Source organism: Paraburkholderia lebeckiae (assembly GCF_050436325.1).
Classification (GTDB): domain Bacteria; phylum Pseudomonadota; class Gammaproteobacteria; order Burkholderiales; family Burkholderiaceae; genus Paraburkholderia; species Paraburkholderia tuberum.
In genome coordinates this window covers 3,622,018-3,637,472 of record NZ_JBNDLZ010000003.1, presented here as the reverse complement: position 1 = coordinate 3,637,472, position 15,455 = coordinate 3,622,018, and the positions used below count along the sequence as shown (strand labels likewise).

The window sequence follows — 15,455 nt, the reverse complement described above, 5'->3', positions numbered from 1 at the left end:
GCCGCCCTGAACTGCTACCCGGTGCTGTTGCGTTGAACCGTCGCGTTAAACCGTATTCCGCCGCAAGGCGGGAAGAAACATATAATTCTCGCATAGATACCACGGAATCCCCGGATGCCTACCCTGTACTTCACCGCCCTGTTCGTCGTCGCCGTCGTCGCGATGGTCGGCACCAAACTCTGGCTCGCCTCGCGGCAGATCCGCTTCGTCGTCGCGCATCGCGAACAGGTGCCGAGCCAGTTCGCGAACACCATCGCGCTCACCGCGCATCAGCGCGCGGCCGACTACACGGTCGAGCGCACGCGGCTCGCGATGGTCGAGATCGTCGTCGGCGCGGCCGTGCTGATCTGGCTCACGCTGCTCGGCGGCGTGCAAATGCTCGATCTCGCGATCTCCGACTGGCTCGGCCGCGGCTACGTCGGTCAGATCGCGCTGGTTGCCGCTGTGATCGCGATCACGAGCGCGATCGACCTGCCGTTCGATTACTACCGGCAGTTCGTCGTCGAGCAACGCTTCGGCTTCAATCGCATGAGCAAAAGCCTGTTCTTTTTCGACCGCCTGAAGGGCGTGCTGCTCGGCATCGCGTTCGGCCTGCCGTTGTTGTTCGTCGTGCTGTGGCTGATGAACCGCGCGGGCAACCTGTGGTGGCTGTGGGCATGGGTCGTGTGGGTCGCGTTCCAGATGTTCGGCCTGCTGATTTTCCCGACCTTCATCGCGCCGCTCTTCAACAAGTTCGAGCCGCTGAAGGATGAAGCGCTCGTGACCCGCATCGAGGCGCTGATGAAGCGCTGCGGCTTCGCCGCGAAGGGCCTGTTCGTGATGGACGGCAGCCGCCGTTCGGCGCACGGCAACGCGTACTTCACCGGCTTCGGCGCGAGCAAGCGCATCGTGTTTTTCGACACGCTGCTCGCGCGCCTGTCGGGCCGCGAGATCGAAGCGGTGCTCGCGCACGAGCTCGGCCACTTCAAGCGTCGTCACGTGATGAAGCGCATGCTGGTCACGTTCGCGATCAGCCTCGCGATGCTCGCGCTGCTCGGCTGGCTGACGCAATGCGTGTGGTTCTACGAAGGGCTCGGCGTGCGGCCGTCGCTCGTCGGCGGCAATAGCGGACTCGCGCTCGTGCTGTTCTTCCTCGCGCTGCCGGTGTTCATGTTCTTCGTCACGCCGCTTGGCAGTCTCAGCTCGCGCAAGCACGAGTTCGAAGCCGACGCGTTCGCGGCGACGCAAACCGACGCGCACGATCTCGTCAACGCGCTCGTCAAGCTGTACGAGGACAACGCGTCGACGCTGACGCCCGATCCGATCTACACCGCGTTCTACTATTCGCATCCGCCGGCCTCGCAGCGGATCGACCGACTGCTGCAGCACGCATGAGCGGCCGCGCTCCGAAGAAGGCGTCGCGCGGCGCGTCGGCCACCGCATCCGGCATGTACGGCGTGCGCACGGGTGGCCTCGTGGTGGCCGCGCACGGCCGCCACTATCTGGTCGCTCCTGAAGACGGCGGCGCGTTGCTGCAATGTTTCCCACGCGGCAAGCGCAGCGAGGTCGCGGTCGGCGATCGCGTGATCTATGAGCCGACCTCGGCGGATCAAGGCGTGATCGTCGAGATCGGCGAGCGGCGCAATCTGCTGTATCGCTCGGATCAGTACAAGTCGAAGCTGTTCGCCGCGAACCTCGACCAGTTGCTGATCGTGCTCGCCACCGAGCCGCATTTCAGCGAGGATCTGCTCGGCCGCGCGCTCGTCGCCGCCGAGGCGAACGAATTGAAGCCGCTGATCGTGCTGAACAAGATCGACGTCACCGATGCTCTGGACGGCGCGCGCAAGCGGCTCGAGCCGTATCGCGCGCTCGGCTATCCGGTGCTCGAAGCGTCGATCCGGATGCAGCCCGAGGCGGCACGCGCCACGCTGACCGAACATCTGCATGGTCACGCGACGCTGCTGCTCGGCCAGTCCGGCATGGGCAAATCGACGCTCGTGAACCTGCTGATTCCCGATGCCGAAGTTGCGACGCGCGAGATCTCGACCGCATTGAACAGCGGGCGCCATACCACGACGTTCACGCGTCTTTATCCGCTGCCGCAGTCGGAGAGCACGACCGGCGTGAATGGCGTCAACGGCGCGGCCGGCGCACTGATCGACTCGCCGGGCTTTCAGGAATTCGGCCTGCATCACCTGTCCGAAGGCCGGCTCGAACGCGCGTTCCCCGAGTTCCGGCCGCTGCTTCCAAACTGCCGTTTCTACAACTGCCATCACTTGCACGAGCCTGGCTGCGCGATCCTCGAAGCGGTCGCCGACGGGCGCATCCGCCGCGAACGGCATGCGCTTTATGCGCAGCTCGTGCACGAGGCGAGCCAGATTGTCCGCTGACATGAAACTGATGCGCGCGCCGAACCTGATCATCGGACAGCATTGGGTCAACGTGCTGGAGACCGCGGGCATCGCTTGCGAGCTGCACAACCGCTATCTGAACGGTGCGCTCGGCGAGATTCCGGCCGACCAGTGCGCGCCGGAGCTGTGGCTCGTCGATGAGCGCGATGAGGCGATCGCGCGGCGGCTGATCGAAGCGGCCTCGCGAGGACCGGCGCCGGGCGCGCCTCCATGGCAATGTCAGCAGTGCGGCGAGGTGCTCGAGGCGCAGTTCACCGTGTGCTGGCAATGCGGGACTGTGCGCGATTCGTTGAAGGGGTGAAGCGGAGTCGGGAATTGAAGAAGCCGGGCATTGCCCGGCTTTTTCTTATGCTGCGCGCGTGGCTTGGCCGCTTCAGGCGAGCCACACCGCGATCGTCAGCATCAACAGCAGAATCATCCACAGTACGACTGCACGCCATACCAGCCCCACTGCCGATTGCAGCGTGCGCGGCGTGCAGTCGTCGCCGACCTGCATCGGACCGCCGTCGCCGGTGGCGAGCGCGTCGAGGCTCGACGGCTCCGCGAGTGGCCCGGCCAGGCGCGCGCCGAGCGCCCCGCTGCCCGCGGCGAGCAACACGCCGTCGTTCGTATCGGGCCACTGCCGCGCATGATTGCGCCACGCGTAAATCGCATCCTCGAAATTGCCGACGATCGCAAAGCCCAGCGATGTCAGCCGCGCCGGAACCCAGTCGATCACGAAGAACGCGCGCTGCGCGAAGCTCGAAAACGCGACGGTGCGGTCGTCGGCCGGCCGCGCCCATGCGCGCGCGAGATATTCCGCGCAACGGTACAGCACCGCGCCAGCCGGACCGACCGGAATCAGGAACCAGAAGAACACGCCGAACACATGGCGATGCGACGCGACCACCGCGTGGATCAGCGTGTGACGCACGATCTCGCTGACCGGCATGTCGACGGTCTCGAGCCCGGTCCATTCGTTGAGAATTTCGCGCGCGCGTGGCACGTCGTCATTGTTCAATGCGAGATGGATGTCGGTGAAGTAATGGCTGAACTGCCGGAAGCCGAGCGTGAAGTACAGCACCACGACGTTCCACAGGAACGCGAGCATGAAGTGAATGTGATACAGCACGTAGTAGACGAGCGCGACCACGAGCGTCCAGGGCACCACCACGACGAGCCACGCGAGCAGACCGTGACGTTGCTTGCCAGCATCGAATCCGTGCGCCGCCGACTCCGCATGGTATTGAAGCAACGCGGACACCGGATTGTTCGGCGACAGCGCGCGTACCTGTTCAATGATCAGAGCCAGCAATACGGAGAAAAAAGTCATGCGATGCGCCGTGCTTTTTAAGTTTTTACGATTGTTTTATAACGATAGCACAGGGTCGGATGAGTCTGAACGCGGATGCTGACAAAGCGCCGACAAGTGCGTCGTTCGCGCAACTATGCATCGTCGACGCGGCCACGCGAGTCACGTAATTTATGCGGCGAGGAACCGATACAGGTTGCGCAGCATCGCCGCCGTCGCGCCCCAGATGAAATGATGGCCGCCTTGCACGGCTGCTGGCGTGACCGTCTGCGCATGGTGCGCGCCGCGCTGCTCGGCGGCCTCCGGAGCCACCGTCAATTCGCCGCGCGGATACGGCATCGCGAAGAAGCGGCGCTCTCCGCCCTCGTAGCGGAACAGGCGCTCTTCGTGGTTGGACGGGTCCATCAGGAACGCGAGCGGCACTTCGAAGACCTCGGCCACTTCGAGCGTATCGATCTCCAGCGAGAACGGCGGGTGCACAAGAGCGATGACCGGCGACACGCGAAAGCCGGTGCCAGTCAGATAGTCGGGCAACGCGCCGAGAACTTCGACGTGCGACGCGTCGAGGCCCACCTCTTCGCGCGCTTCGCGCAGAGCCGTTGCAGTCGCATCAGCGTCGAACGGTTCCTGGCGGCCGCCGGGAAAACTCACCTGACCGGCGTGATCGTTCAGATGGTCCGCGCGCTGCGTGAGCAACACGGTAAGACCACGCGCGCGCACGACGAGCGGCACCAGCACCGCGGCCACGCGCGGATCGAGGTCGGTATTGCGCCACGGCGCATCGGCAATTTTCTCGGGTGTCCAGGCAAGCTGCCGATCAAAGCGCGCCCGCAGTGCATCGGACGTCAGACGCTCGCGCGCGACCGGTGGCAGACCGGCGCCTGTCGCGATGACAGGCAGAGTTTCGGGTTCAAAGACGGGGCGGATCAACGGGTCTCTCTGATGAGCGGGGACATGCCGCTATTTTGACCTGGCCAACAAAAAAGCACCCGCGAGGGGTGCTTTTTCTTACAGCATTTACGCTTGGGAAGCAGCGCGGTCTTTCGAGACCAGCTTTTCCTTGATTCGAGCCGACTTGCCCGAACGCTCGCGCAGATAGTACAGCTTCGCACGACGCACATCGCCGCGACGCTTGACGACGATGCTAGCCAGCAGCGGCGAATACGTCTGGAACGTACGCTCGACGCCTTCACCCGACGAAATCTTACGTACGATGAACGACGAATTCAGACCACGGTTACGCTTGGCGATCACGACGCCTTCGTAAGCCTGCACACGCTTACGCGTGCCTTCAACCACGTTCACGCTGACGATGACCGTATCGCCGGGACCAAAATCCGGAATGGTCTTTTCGCCGAGAACGCGCGCGATTTCTTCCTGCTCGAGTTTTGCAATCAGATTCATCACTGACTCCTAGATCCATCTTGTCGGCGTTCGTACCTGCCTCACGCGCTTACTGCGTTGGGCTACGGCCCCGATAGAGGATGGGTTCACATCTGGCACCGCACACGCATGTGCGGCACCGCCTTGTGTCCGCTCGAAAGACCGGGGCCTCAGGCCTTCGGCTCTTCCTTCGCGAGACTCGCGAGCCACGCCTCGTCGGCACGGCTCAGCATTCTATTCTTTCTGGCCTTCACGATCAGATCGGGCCGCTTGTTCAACGTGTTGCGCAATGCTTCGCGCCGCCGCCACACTTCGATTTCCGCATGATGGCCGCCGAGCAGCACATCAGGTACCCGCACGCCCTGGTATTCCTCGGGACGCGTGTAGTGTGGACAATCGAGCAGCACATCGACGAAGCTATCCTGCACCACCGACTGTGAGTCGTTCAGCACGCCAGGCAACTGACGCACGACCGCATCCATCAACGCCATCGCGGGCAACTCGCCGCCCGACAGCACGAAGTCGCCAAGGCTTACTTCTTCGTCGACGACACGGTCCAGCAGACGCTGGTCGATCGCTTCGTAGCGCCCGCACAACAGGATCAGACCGGGTTCGGCCGCGAACTTCATCACGCGCTCGTGATTCAGTGTGTCGCCTTGCGGCGACATCATCACGACGCGCGACGCACCGATGCCCTGCTCCGACTGCGCCGCTTTCGCGGCACTGATCGCGTCTTCGAGCGGCCGGGCCAGCATAACCATGCCAGGGCCGCCGCCGTATGGGCGATCGTCGATCGTGCGGTAGTTGTCGGTCGTGAAATCGCGCGGATTCCACGTACGCAACCCGTAGCGCTGCTGCTTCGCGGCCCGGCTGGTGATACCCCAGTCAGTCAGGGCGCGGAACATTTCTGGAAAGAGCGTCACGACATCGAACTGCATCGCTCTCCCCACTCAACGATAGATTTCAATAGTTAGCTTCCCAGTCGACGACGATTTGCTTTGCCGCCTGGTCCACCGTTTTGACAAAGACGCCGACAAACGGGATCAAACGCTCGCCTGCGACCGGCTTGCCGTTTTTGTCGGTAGCCGGATATTCGATGCGCAGCACCGACTGCGCGCCGTTGTCGATCATGCTGGCGACTTTGCCGAGGTTGAGCCCGGCGAGATTCACCACGTCCAGGCCGATCAGATCGACCCAGTAGAATTCGTCGGCTTCGAGCGCCGGAAATTCGCTACGGCCGATGTATACGCGAGAACCGCGCAAAGCCAACGCCGTATCGCGGTCAGCGACGCCACCCAGACGGGCGACCACGCTGTCGCTATGTGTTTTGGCCTGCAAGGACGGCGCCGATTTGCGCTCCTGGCCTTTCAGCAGCCACCAGCGCTTCGCGCTCAGCAAGACGTCGCCGCCTTGCCCGGCATCCGCATGCGCGGCTACCTTGACCCAGCCTTTGAGACCATAGGCGTCGACGATTGCGCCGACTTCGACCGCATCGGCCGGCCAACTTGCCGCCGTTTCGATGCACATTTCTGCAGCTTCGAAACCGGCGTTCGCGGCATTGGCTTGCGCCTCTTTCGCCTTGCCGTCGGTTCGTTCGACCGGCTTGCGGACGAATGCACCGAACGACGCCTGACCAGACGCCTTTGTCCGCGAAGCTGCCTTGACGCTACCAGAACTGCCGGAATCACGCTCAGACATCGAATAACCTCGACAACAACTTCGCAGCCAGCTTTGGCGTCTGCTTCAGTAAAACAAATTGCGCATCGGACTGCTCACGAGAGTTGCGCGAGCCGCCGGCCGAACCGACGACGATACGCCTGCGGGCCGCCATATCAAGCAGCCGGCTGTGCCTTTTGTGCTTCCTTCACGAGACGTTCGACGGTAGGCGACAGTTGCGCGCCAACACCTTGCCAGTACGTCAGGCGATCCTGAGCGATACGCAGGGACTCGCCCTTCGTAGCGACCGGATTGTAGAAACCGACGCGCTCGATGAAGCGGCCGTCACGACGGCTACGCGAGTCGGTGGCGACGATGTTGTAGAACGGGCGCTTCTTGGAGCCGCCACGAGCCAAGCGGATGATGACCATACTAGAATCCTTGAAAACCGGGGTTCGGAACGACTGAAACACGCGATTATAGCGGGAAACCGACGCCATAACAAACACTTACCGGGATAAACTGCGGAACCGGGCTGCACCCACCTTCTACAAGAGGTGCGAGAACCCGTTCAAACGCCCGAATTACGTGAAGGAGCGCCTGTGCAACGCCAGCCGAAACTCCCGTTTCCGTTCGCCTTTTGTGCCTTTTTCGTACGCTTTGCTGGACTTTCGCGCACCTCGTGCAGCCGGATTCTACGTGCGGTAGCGGCCGCGGTTATCGCCGCGCAGGCGTTGACGGCAATCGCCGCGCTGCCCATCGAGAAAATCAAGCTGCCGCCGGGCTTTCACATCGAAGTGTTGTCGGACGAGGTGCCGAGCGCGCGCGCGATGACGTTGTCGCCCAAGGGCATTCTCTACGTGGGCAGCGAGGATGGCCACGTGTATGCGCTCGAGCTGCGGAACGGCCGCGTGACGGGTCACCACGTGATCGCGTCCGGGCTGCAGATTCCCGCCGGCGTCGCGTGGCGCGACGGCGCGCTGTATGTGTCGGCCGTGTCGAAAATCGTGCGCTTCGATGCGATCGACTCGCACCTGAACGATCCGCCGAAACCGGTCGTTGTCACAGACAAGCTGCCAACGGACACGCATCACGGCTGGAAATTCATCGCGTTCGGCCCGGATGGCAAGCTGTACGTGCCACAAGGCGCGCCGTGCAACATTTGCCAGAGAGATCCGGACCGCTTTGCGATGATTGGCCGCATGAACCCGGACGGCAGCCACTACGAGGTCGTCGCGCGCGGCATCCGCAATTCGGTCGGCTTCGCGTGGCATCCGGTCACCCACGAACTGTGGTTCACCGACAACGGTCGCGACCTGCTCGGCGACGATATTCCGAGCGACAAGCTCAACCGCGCGCCGCTAGTCGGCATGAACTTCGGCTTTCCGTACTGTCACGGCGGTGACACGCCCGACCCCGAGTTCGGCAAGGATCATCCGTGCAGCGAATTCACGCCGCCAGTGGTCAAGCTCGGCGCGCACGTGGCGGCGCTTGGCATGCGCTTCTACGACGGCCCGATGTTTCCAGCCGACTACCGCAACAACATCTTCATCGCCGAGCACGGCTCGTGGAACCGCAGCAAGAAGGTCGGCTACCGCGTCGTGCGCGTGATCACCGACCCTGACGGCAGCCACGCACGCCAGCAGGTCTTTGCCGAAGGCTGGCTGCAACCCGGCGAATCGGTCTGGGGCCGCCCCGCCGACGTGTTACCGCTGCCAGACGGTTCGCTACTGATCAGCGACGATACCGCCGGCGCAATCTATCGCGTCACGTATTCAGCGCCGTAACGCGCGGATGCACGCATGTCCGGCTGAACGGCTGCACTGACCTTGAGCCAGGTCCGGCGCATCCCGCCGCGCCGCTTTCAGCCTAGGCGATTGTCCTCCACGTGACCACCCGCGCGCCGCAGGCGTAGAATGCGCGTCGGTCCTCGCCCCCGCGGCGCGCCGCTCCTTTCGACCGCCTGTCACTCTGCCCACGCGTTCATGCCCACCGCTGCCTCGACTTCCCCGCGCTTCAGATCCAAGACGCTCACCGCCGCGTTGGCGTTCCTGTTCGGCAGCCTCGGCGCTCACCGCTTCTATCTGTACGGCACCCGGGACATCTACGGCTGGGCGCATCTACTCGGCACGCTGATCGGCATTCCCGGCGTGATGCTGCTGGTCGCGACCGAGCGCGCGTCGATCCTGGGCTGGGTGCTCGCGTCGATCGGCGCGGTTTCGCTGTTTGCCGCGTTTCTGGCCGCGCTCGTCTACGGGCTGCGCCCGGATCAGAAATGGGATGCGCAATTCAACACCCACACGCAACGCAAAAGCCGCTCCGGCTGGGCCGTCATTTTCGTCGTGATCTTTTCGCTGCTGATCGGTGCGTTTCTGCTGATGACCGGTCTCGCGCTCGCGTTCCAGACCTACTTCGAAAGTCAGGTCGAAGCGGCCAAAGCGATTTCGCAGTAATGCCCCCCGTCGCGGGACTCGCAGACGTTCCTGCGCGCTAGAAAAGCCTCAGTTGCGGATTGTCGCGCGCCGGTGCGGTCGCCTGCTCGGCGCGCGGCGGCTCGATCCGGCGGAAGTGCGACATGTCGAGAATGCCGCGGTCGCGCCCGTTCAACCCTAACCGGCGCACGGCCTTGTGAAAGCGCTGCCTGAGCAGATCCGCCCATAAGCCCTCTCCCTTCATGCGGGTCGAGAACGAAGAATCGTAGTCCTTGCCGCCTCGCATGTCGCGCACACGGCTCATCACGCGCTCGGCCCGATCCGGGAAATGTGCGCTCAGCCAATCCTTGAACAGCGGCGCGACCTCCCACGGCAGCCGCAGCACGATATAGCTCGCATTGCTGGCGCCCGCTTCGGCGCATGCTTCGAGCACGCGCTCCATATCCGGTTCGGTGACGAACGGGATCACCGGCGCGATGCTGACGCCGACCGGAATGCCCGCCTCGCTTAGCGTACGGATCGTGCGCAGCCGGCGCGACGGCGCGGCCGCGCGTGGTTCGAGCGTGCGCGCGATGTCGGCGTCCAGCGTGGTGATGGTGATCGCCGCCATGAATTGCCCGCGCTCGGCCATCGCCGCAAGCAGGTCGATGTCGCGCTCGATCAGCGATGATTTGGTGATCGCCGCGAACGGGTGGTTGCGCTCGCTGAGCACCTCGATCACACGACGCGTAAGACGCAAGTCACGTTCGGCCGGCTGCCATGCATCGGTAGCGACGCCGAGCGCGATCGGCTCGGGTACATAGGACTTCTTCGACAGTTCCCGCTCGAGCAGTTCGGGCGCGTTGATCTTCGCGTAGATGCGGCTTTCGAAATCGAGCCCGGGCGACAAGCCCAGGTAGCTGTGCGTGGGCCGCGCGAAGCAATAGATGCAGCCGTGTTCGCAGCCCCGGTAAGGATTCAGCGACACATTGAACGGAATATCCGGCGACGCATTGCGTGTGAGGATGGTTTTTGCGCGCTCCTCGAACACCTGCGTGCGCAGGACCTTCGGCTCCTCGTCTTCCTCGGCCGTCTGCCAGCCGTCGTGGACGGCTTCGCGCTGGTCGACTTCGTAGCGGCCTTGCAGGTTCGTGACCGCGCCGCGCCCCTTGCGAGGCGCCGGCGGCGCGATCGGAAATTCGGGAATGTCAGAGGTGTCGGGGTCATCCACGGCGGGCCACGCAAAGCAAACGCAAACAGGAAACAGGAAGCGCCAAAGGAAAACGGCGCAAAACACCTGTATAAATATACAGTGTTTACACCGTTTGTCGAGCACTTCGTTGGTCGCTTGATGCGCGTCCAACCCCGTCAGTGAACCGGCACCTACCCGCCCACCGCGATCGTCAGCGTCTCCTTGATTTCCTCCATCACCACATAGCTCTTCGACTGGACCGCGCCCGGCAGCTGCAGCAGGATATCGCCGAGCAACTTGCGGTAATCGGCCATTTCGCCAATGCGCGCCTTGATCAGATAGTCGAAATCGCCCGACACGAGGTGGCACTCGAGCACCTCGGGGATCTTCTGCACCTCGCGCCGGAACAGGTCGAACATGTTGCCACTCTTGTGATCGAGCGTGATCTCGACGAACACGAGCAGCGCCGCGCCCAGCTCGGCCGGGTTCACGCGGGCGTAGTAGCCGGTGATCACGCCGTCGCGCTCCATCCGCTTGACGCGCTCGATACACGGCGTCACCGACAGACCGACCTGCTCCGCCAGGTCCTTCATCGCCATGCGGCCGTCCTGCTGCAGGAGCCGCAGGATCTTGTGATCGAGCTTGTCGAGAGCCCGCACGGGCTGGCGCTGGGTACGCATGGTGTTTTTTCTAAAAATGATGAAAATACAATAACAAAACCTGCCTCACTGTTAATAGTATAGCGGTTAACACTGGGCAAACAGCATTTCACCTCACATTGCAGCTCGCCGAATCGAATCAGATCGAACCTCCGACGAGCGCCTTGCCCTCACTCAATTTTTGGATATCGGGAGCAGCTATGCGAGTCGTCGTTTTGGGCAGTGGCGTCGTCGGCGTGACGAGTGCGTATTACCTCGCGCGCGCCGGTCACGAAGTGACCGTCATCGATCGCGAGGCCGGCCCGGCGCTCGAAACCAGTTTCGCCAACGCGGGCCAGATCTCGCCGGGCTACGCTTCGCCGTGGGCCGCCCCGGGCGTGCCGCTGAAGGCCGTCAAGTGGATGTTCCAGAAGCACGCGCCGCTAGCGATTCGCCTCGACGGCACCGCGTTCCAACTGCAATGGATGTGGCAGATGCTGCAGAACTGCACGGCGCCGCGCTATGCGGTGAACAAAGGCCGTATGGTGCGACTGGCCGAATACAGCCGCGACTGCCTGCAGGCGTTGCGCGCCGACACCGGCATCCAGTACGAAGGCCGCACCGGCGGCACGCTGCAGGTATTTCGCACGCAACAGCAGTTCGACGGCGCCGCGAAAGACATCGCTGTGCTGCAGGAAGCCAACGTGCCATACGAGCTGCTGACGGCCGACGAACTCGCCAAGGCCGAACCCGCGCTCGCCGCGGTATCGCACAAGCTCACCGGCGGCCTGCGCCTGCCCGGCGACGAAACCGGCGACTGCCAGATGTTCACGACGCGCCTCGCGGCGCTCGCAGAAGAACTGGGCGTCAAGTTCCGCTACGAGACGTCGATCGACGCGCTCGCGATGGCGGGCGGCCGCATCGCCGGCGTGCAGTGCGGCGGCGAGCTCGTGCGCGCGGATTCGTTCGTGGTCGCGCTCGGCTCGTATTCGACGCGCTTCCTCGATGGCATAGTGAAGATTCCGGTCTATCCGCTGAAGGGCTATTCGATCACTGCGCCGATCGTCGACGCGGCTGCCGCGCCGGTGTCGACCGTGCTCGATGAGACCTACAAGATCGCGATCACGCGCTTCGATGACCGGATTCGTGTCGGCGGGATGGCCGAGATCGTCGGCTTCGACAAATCGCTGCGCCAGGCGCGCCGCGAGACGCTCGAGCTTTCTGTGAATGACCTGTTCCCGGGCGGCGGCGACACGTCGAAGGCGACGTTCTGGACCGGTCTGCGGCCGATGACGCCGGACGGCACGCCGATCGTCGGCCGCACGCCGGTGCCGAACCTGTTCCTGAACACCGGCCACGGCACGCTTGGCTGGACGATGTCGTGCGGCTCGGGCCAACTGCTCGCCGACTTGATGTCGGGCAAGCAGCCCGCGATTCGCGCGGACGATCTGTCGGTGCACCGCTATCTCGGCGAGACCGCGGGCGAGCATCGGCCGGCGTATGCGTGAGTTTGAGTGCGTGCGCTGACGCGGCCCTGGCCGCGGCGCAGGCCGCAACAAACAGCAGCCATACATACAAACGGCGCCTCGCGGGGCGCCGTTTGCATTTCAATGTGCTGCCGCGATCGCGGCCGGCATCGAGGCATGCTCAGAACTGGTCTTCCGACAGAGCCAGCACGCCCTCGCCCCCCTTCGCGCTGACGATCGCCACTTCGAGCGCCGCCGCCTGGGGCAGCACGTGCTCGGCGTAGAACCGCGCGGTCGCGATCTTCGCGTCATGAAACGCCGGGTCCTCGTCGCGCTTCGTCGCCGCGGCAAGCTGCGCACGCGCCATCTGCCAGCCGCCCAGCACGATGCCCGCGAGCTTGAGATAGGGCACGCTGCCCGCGAACACCGCATTCGGATCGCCCTTCGCGTTCGCGACGACGAAATCGACGACCGTGCCCAGCGCGCGCTGGCCCTGCGCGAGCTGGGTGCGCATCGACGCGAATGCCGCGCCCTGCTGCGCGCCAAGCGCTTCAACCGTTTCGGCAATGCCAGCGAGCAGTTCCTTCGCGATCTTGCCGCCGTCGCGCAGCGTCTTGCGACCGACCAGGTCGTTGGCCTGGATCGCGGTCGTGCCTTCGTAAATCGGCAGAATGCGCGAGTCGCGGTAGTACTGGGCAGCGCCGGTTTCCTCGATGAAGCCCATGCCACCATGCACCTGCACGCCGAGGCTCGTCACGTCGATCGACAGCTCCGTGCTCCAGCCCTTCACGATCGGCACCAGATATTCGTAGATCGCCTGATGCTTCGCGCGCGTCGCATCGTCCGGATGACGATGCGCGACGTCGCAGTGCGAGGCCGCGACGTAGGCGAGCGCGCGCGACGCCTCGGTGAGGCTGCGCATCGTCGACAGCATGCGGCGCACGTCCGGGTGCTGGATGATCGCGACTGACTGCTTCGCGGAGCCGTCCACGGGACGGCTCTGCACGCGCTCCTTCGCATACGCGACCGCCTTCTGATACGCGCGATCCGAGATCGCGACGCCTTGCATCCCGACCGCGAAACGGGCGGCGTTCATCATGATGAACATGTATTCGAGGCCGCGATTCTCTTCGCCGATCAGCTGACCGAGCGCGCCGCCGTGATCGCCGAACTGCAGCACCGCGGTCGGGCTCGCCTTGATGCCGAGCTTGTGTTCGATCGACACGCAATGCACGTCGTTGCGCTCACCGAGCGAGCCGTCTTCGTTGACGAGAAACTTCGGCACCAGGAACAGCGAAATGCCTTTCACCCCATCGGGCGCATTCGGCGTGCGTGCGAGCACCAGATGCACGATGTTCGTCGCCATGTCGTGCTCGCCCCACGTGATGAAAATCTTGGTGCCGAACAGCTTGAACGAACCGTCGGCCTGCGGCTCGGCTCGCGTGCGTACGAGCGCGAGATCGGAGCCGGCCTGCGGCTCGGTCAGGTTCATCGTACCGGTCCATTCGCCGCAAATCAGCTTGGGCACATAGGTCTGTTTTTGCGCTTCGCTGCCAGCGGTTAGCAGCGCTTCGATGGCGCCGTCGGTCAGCAACGGACACAGCGCAAAAGAGAGGTTCGACGCGTTGAGCATTTCGATGCAAGGCGTCGCGATCAGCTTCGGCAGGCCCTGGCCTTCGTAGTCGAGCGGATGTTGCACGCCCTGCCAACCGCCTTCGGCAAACTGGCGGAAGGCTTCCCTGAAACCCGGCGTCGCAGTGACGACGCCATCCTTCCAGCTGCTCGGATTGCGATCGCCGTCGACGTTCAGCGGCGCGAGGACTTCGCCGCACAGTTTCGCCGACTCGTCGAGCACGGCCTGCGCGGTGTCGAGGTTCGCGTCTTCGAAGCCGGGCAGCTTCGCGATGTCTTCGAGTCCGGCCAGTTCTTTCATCACGAACAGCATGTCCTTGATGGGCGCCGTATAGCTCATTTCGGTTCTCCTCCCTTGATATGAAAAAAGGGCGCGGGACTTGGTCGGTCCGGCGCCCTTCGCTTGCTGTCAGCGGCCTCTTTCAGGCGCCGCGGCGCTTAGCCGAGTTCGCTCACGAGTTCCGGCACGAGGGTGAACAGATCGCCAACCAGGCCGTAATCGGCCACGCTGAAAATTGGCGCTTCCGCGTCCTTGTTGATCGCGACGATGACCTTCGAGTCCTTCATGCCTGCCAGATGCTGAATTGCACCCGAGATGCCGACCGCGACGTACAGTTGCGGCGCGACGATCTTGCCGGTCTGGCCGACCTGATAGTCGTTCGGTACGAAGCCCGCGTCGACCGCCGCACGCGAGGCGCCCAGTGCCGCGCCGAGCTTGTCGGCCAGCGGCTCCAGAACCTTCGTGTAGTTCTCGCCGTTGCCGAGACCCCGGCCACCCGACACGATGATCTTCGCGCTCGTCAGTTCCGGACGATCGAGCTTCGTCACTTCGCGGCTCACGAACTGCGAGAGGCCGGCGTCGGCTGCCGCTTCGATCTTCTCGACCGCTGCGCTGCCGCCTTCGGCCGCGACGGCATCAAAACCGGTCGAGCGCACGGTGATGACCTTGATCGGATCAGCCGATTGCACGATCGCAATGGCGTTGCCGGCGTAGATCGGCCGCTCGAAGGTGTCGGCGCTATCCACTGCGGTGATGTCGCTGATCTGCGCGACGTCGAGCTTCGCGGCGATACGCGGCGCGATGTTCTTGCCGTAGGCGGTAGCCGGGGCGAGGATGTGCGTGTAGTGCTTCGCCGCATCTTGCACAAGCGTCAGCACCGTCGCTTCGACGTTTTCCGCGAGGCCTGCGGCGAGTTGCGGCGCATCGGCGAGCAGCACCTTGCTGACACCCGCAATCTTCGCGGCGGCATCGGCTGCGCCCCGCGCGTTATGCCCCGCGACCAGCACGTGAATATCACCGCCGATCTTCTGTGCCGCTGCGATCGTGTTCAGCGTCGCGGCCTTGATCGACGCGTTATCGTGTTCTGCTATTACCAGGTTCGTCATTTGCTCTGTC

At 63.8% G+C, this 15,455-nt stretch carries 16 protein-coding genes; 6 read left to right on the top strand and 10 right to left on the bottom strand.

Going from position 1 to position 15,455, the window contains the following annotated elements:
• Positions 1-114: 114 nt before the first annotated feature.
• Genes OKW44_RS34810 through OKW44_RS34800 form a run of 3 tightly spaced genes read left to right on the top strand, consistent with a single transcriptional unit; the run spans position 115 to position 2,691 of the window.
• On the top strand, positions 115-1,374 hold the full coding sequence (locus tag OKW44_RS34810) for a M48 family metallopeptidase (RefSeq protein ID WP_018421338.1): 1,260 nt from the start codon (positions 115-117) through the stop codon (positions 1,372-1,374).
• The gene (rsgA, locus tag OKW44_RS34805; RefSeq protein WP_018421339.1) at positions 1,371-2,369 is read left to right on the top strand and encodes a ribosome small subunit-dependent GTPase A; all 999 of its coding nucleotides are present in this window, start codon (positions 1,371-1,373) and stop codon (positions 2,367-2,369) included. The genes OKW44_RS34810 and rsgA overlap by 4 nt, the downstream gene beginning before the upstream one ends.
• Position 2,370: 1 nt before the next feature.
• Positions 2,371-2,691, top strand: coding sequence for a putative signal transducing protein (locus tag OKW44_RS34800; protein ID WP_018421340.1), 321 nt, complete (start codon positions 2,371-2,373; stop codon positions 2,689-2,691).
• Positions 2,692-2,763: 72 nt separating this feature from the next.
• Here OKW44_RS34800 and OKW44_RS34795 read toward each other — a convergent pair whose 3' ends face one another.
• The 6 genes from OKW44_RS34795 to rpsP all read right to left on the bottom strand — a co-directional run bounded on the left by OKW44_RS34795 (position 2,764) and on the right by rpsP (position 7,151).
• Positions 2,764-3,702, bottom strand: a complete 939-nt coding sequence (locus OKW44_RS34795) for a CobD/CbiB family protein (protein WP_018421341.1) — start codon at positions 3,700-3,702, stop codon at positions 2,764-2,766.
• A 150-nt stretch (positions 3,703-3,852) separates the two neighbouring features.
• Positions 3,853-4,611, bottom strand: a complete 759-nt coding sequence (locus tag OKW44_RS34790) for an NUDIX hydrolase (protein ID WP_018421343.1) — start codon at positions 4,609-4,611, stop codon at positions 3,853-3,855.
• An 87-nt stretch (positions 4,612-4,698) separates the two neighbouring features.
• Positions 4,699-5,085, bottom strand: coding sequence for a 50S ribosomal protein L19 (gene rplS, locus OKW44_RS34785; protein ID WP_013090115.1), 387 nt, complete (start codon positions 5,083-5,085; stop codon positions 4,699-4,701).
• A gap of 149 nt (positions 5,086-5,234) precedes the next feature.
• Complete coding sequence (gene trmD / locus OKW44_RS34780) at positions 5,235-6,002, bottom strand: tRNA (guanosine(37)-N1)-methyltransferase TrmD (protein WP_018421344.1); 768 nt, start codon at positions 6,000-6,002, stop codon at positions 5,235-5,237.
• 25 nt (positions 6,003-6,027) lie between these two features.
• Entirely contained in the window at positions 6,028-6,762 is a 735-nt protein-coding gene (gene rimM, locus OKW44_RS34775; RefSeq protein WP_018421345.1) for a ribosome maturation factor RimM, read from the bottom strand.
• A gap of 134 nt (positions 6,763-6,896) precedes the next feature.
• On the bottom strand, positions 6,897-7,151 hold the full coding sequence (rpsP, locus tag OKW44_RS34770) for a 30S ribosomal protein S16 (RefSeq protein WP_013090118.1): 255 nt from the start codon (positions 7,149-7,151) through the stop codon (positions 6,897-6,899).
• Positions 7,152-7,412: 261 nt separating this feature from the next.
• On the opposite strand from rpsP, the gene OKW44_RS34765 reads away from it, so the two are divergent.
• The gene (locus tag OKW44_RS34765; protein WP_429412524.1) at positions 7,413-8,507 is read left to right on the top strand and encodes a PQQ-dependent sugar dehydrogenase; all 1,095 of its coding nucleotides are present in this window, start codon (positions 7,413-7,415) and stop codon (positions 8,505-8,507) included.
• A 198-nt stretch (positions 8,508-8,705) separates the two neighbouring features.
• Positions 8,706-9,173, top strand: a complete 468-nt coding sequence (locus OKW44_RS34760; RefSeq protein WP_018421348.1) for an NINE protein — start codon at positions 8,706-8,708, stop codon at positions 9,171-9,173.
• A 37-nt stretch (positions 9,174-9,210) separates the two neighbouring features.
• On the opposite strand, the gene OKW44_RS34755 is transcribed toward OKW44_RS34760, so the two are convergent.
• Together OKW44_RS34755 and OKW44_RS34750 are read right to left on the bottom strand one after the other, a co-directional pair.
• Positions 9,211-10,362, bottom strand: coding sequence for a PA0069 family radical SAM protein (locus tag OKW44_RS34755; protein WP_018421349.1), 1,152 nt, complete (start codon positions 10,360-10,362; stop codon positions 9,211-9,213).
• 152 nt (positions 10,363-10,514) lie between these two features.
• Positions 10,515-11,003 (bottom strand): Lrp/AsnC ligand binding domain-containing protein, encoded by a 489-nt coding sequence (locus OKW44_RS34750; protein WP_018421350.1) that lies wholly within the window; start codon positions 11,001-11,003, stop codon positions 10,515-10,517.
• Positions 11,004-11,182: 179 nt separating this feature from the next.
• Here OKW44_RS34750 and OKW44_RS34745 point away from each other — a divergent pair, with 179 nt between their 5' ends.
• A complete protein-coding gene (locus tag OKW44_RS34745) occupies positions 11,183-12,469 on the top strand; it encodes a D-amino acid dehydrogenase (RefSeq protein WP_018421351.1) in 1,287 nt (428 codons plus the stop codon).
• Positions 12,470-12,608: 139 nt separating this feature from the next.
• Here OKW44_RS34745 and OKW44_RS34740 read toward each other — a convergent pair whose 3' ends face one another.
• Both OKW44_RS34740 and OKW44_RS34735 read right to left on the bottom strand, forming a co-directional pair.
• Positions 12,609-14,399, bottom strand: a complete 1,791-nt coding sequence (locus tag OKW44_RS34740; RefSeq protein WP_018421352.1) for an acyl-CoA dehydrogenase — start codon at positions 14,397-14,399, stop codon at positions 12,609-12,611.
• A 98-nt stretch (positions 14,400-14,497) separates the two neighbouring features.
• A complete protein-coding gene (locus OKW44_RS34735; protein WP_018421353.1) occupies positions 14,498-15,445 on the bottom strand; it encodes an electron transfer flavoprotein subunit alpha/FixB family protein in 948 nt (315 codons plus the stop codon).
• Between the last annotated feature and the right edge of the window lie 10 nt (positions 15,446-15,455).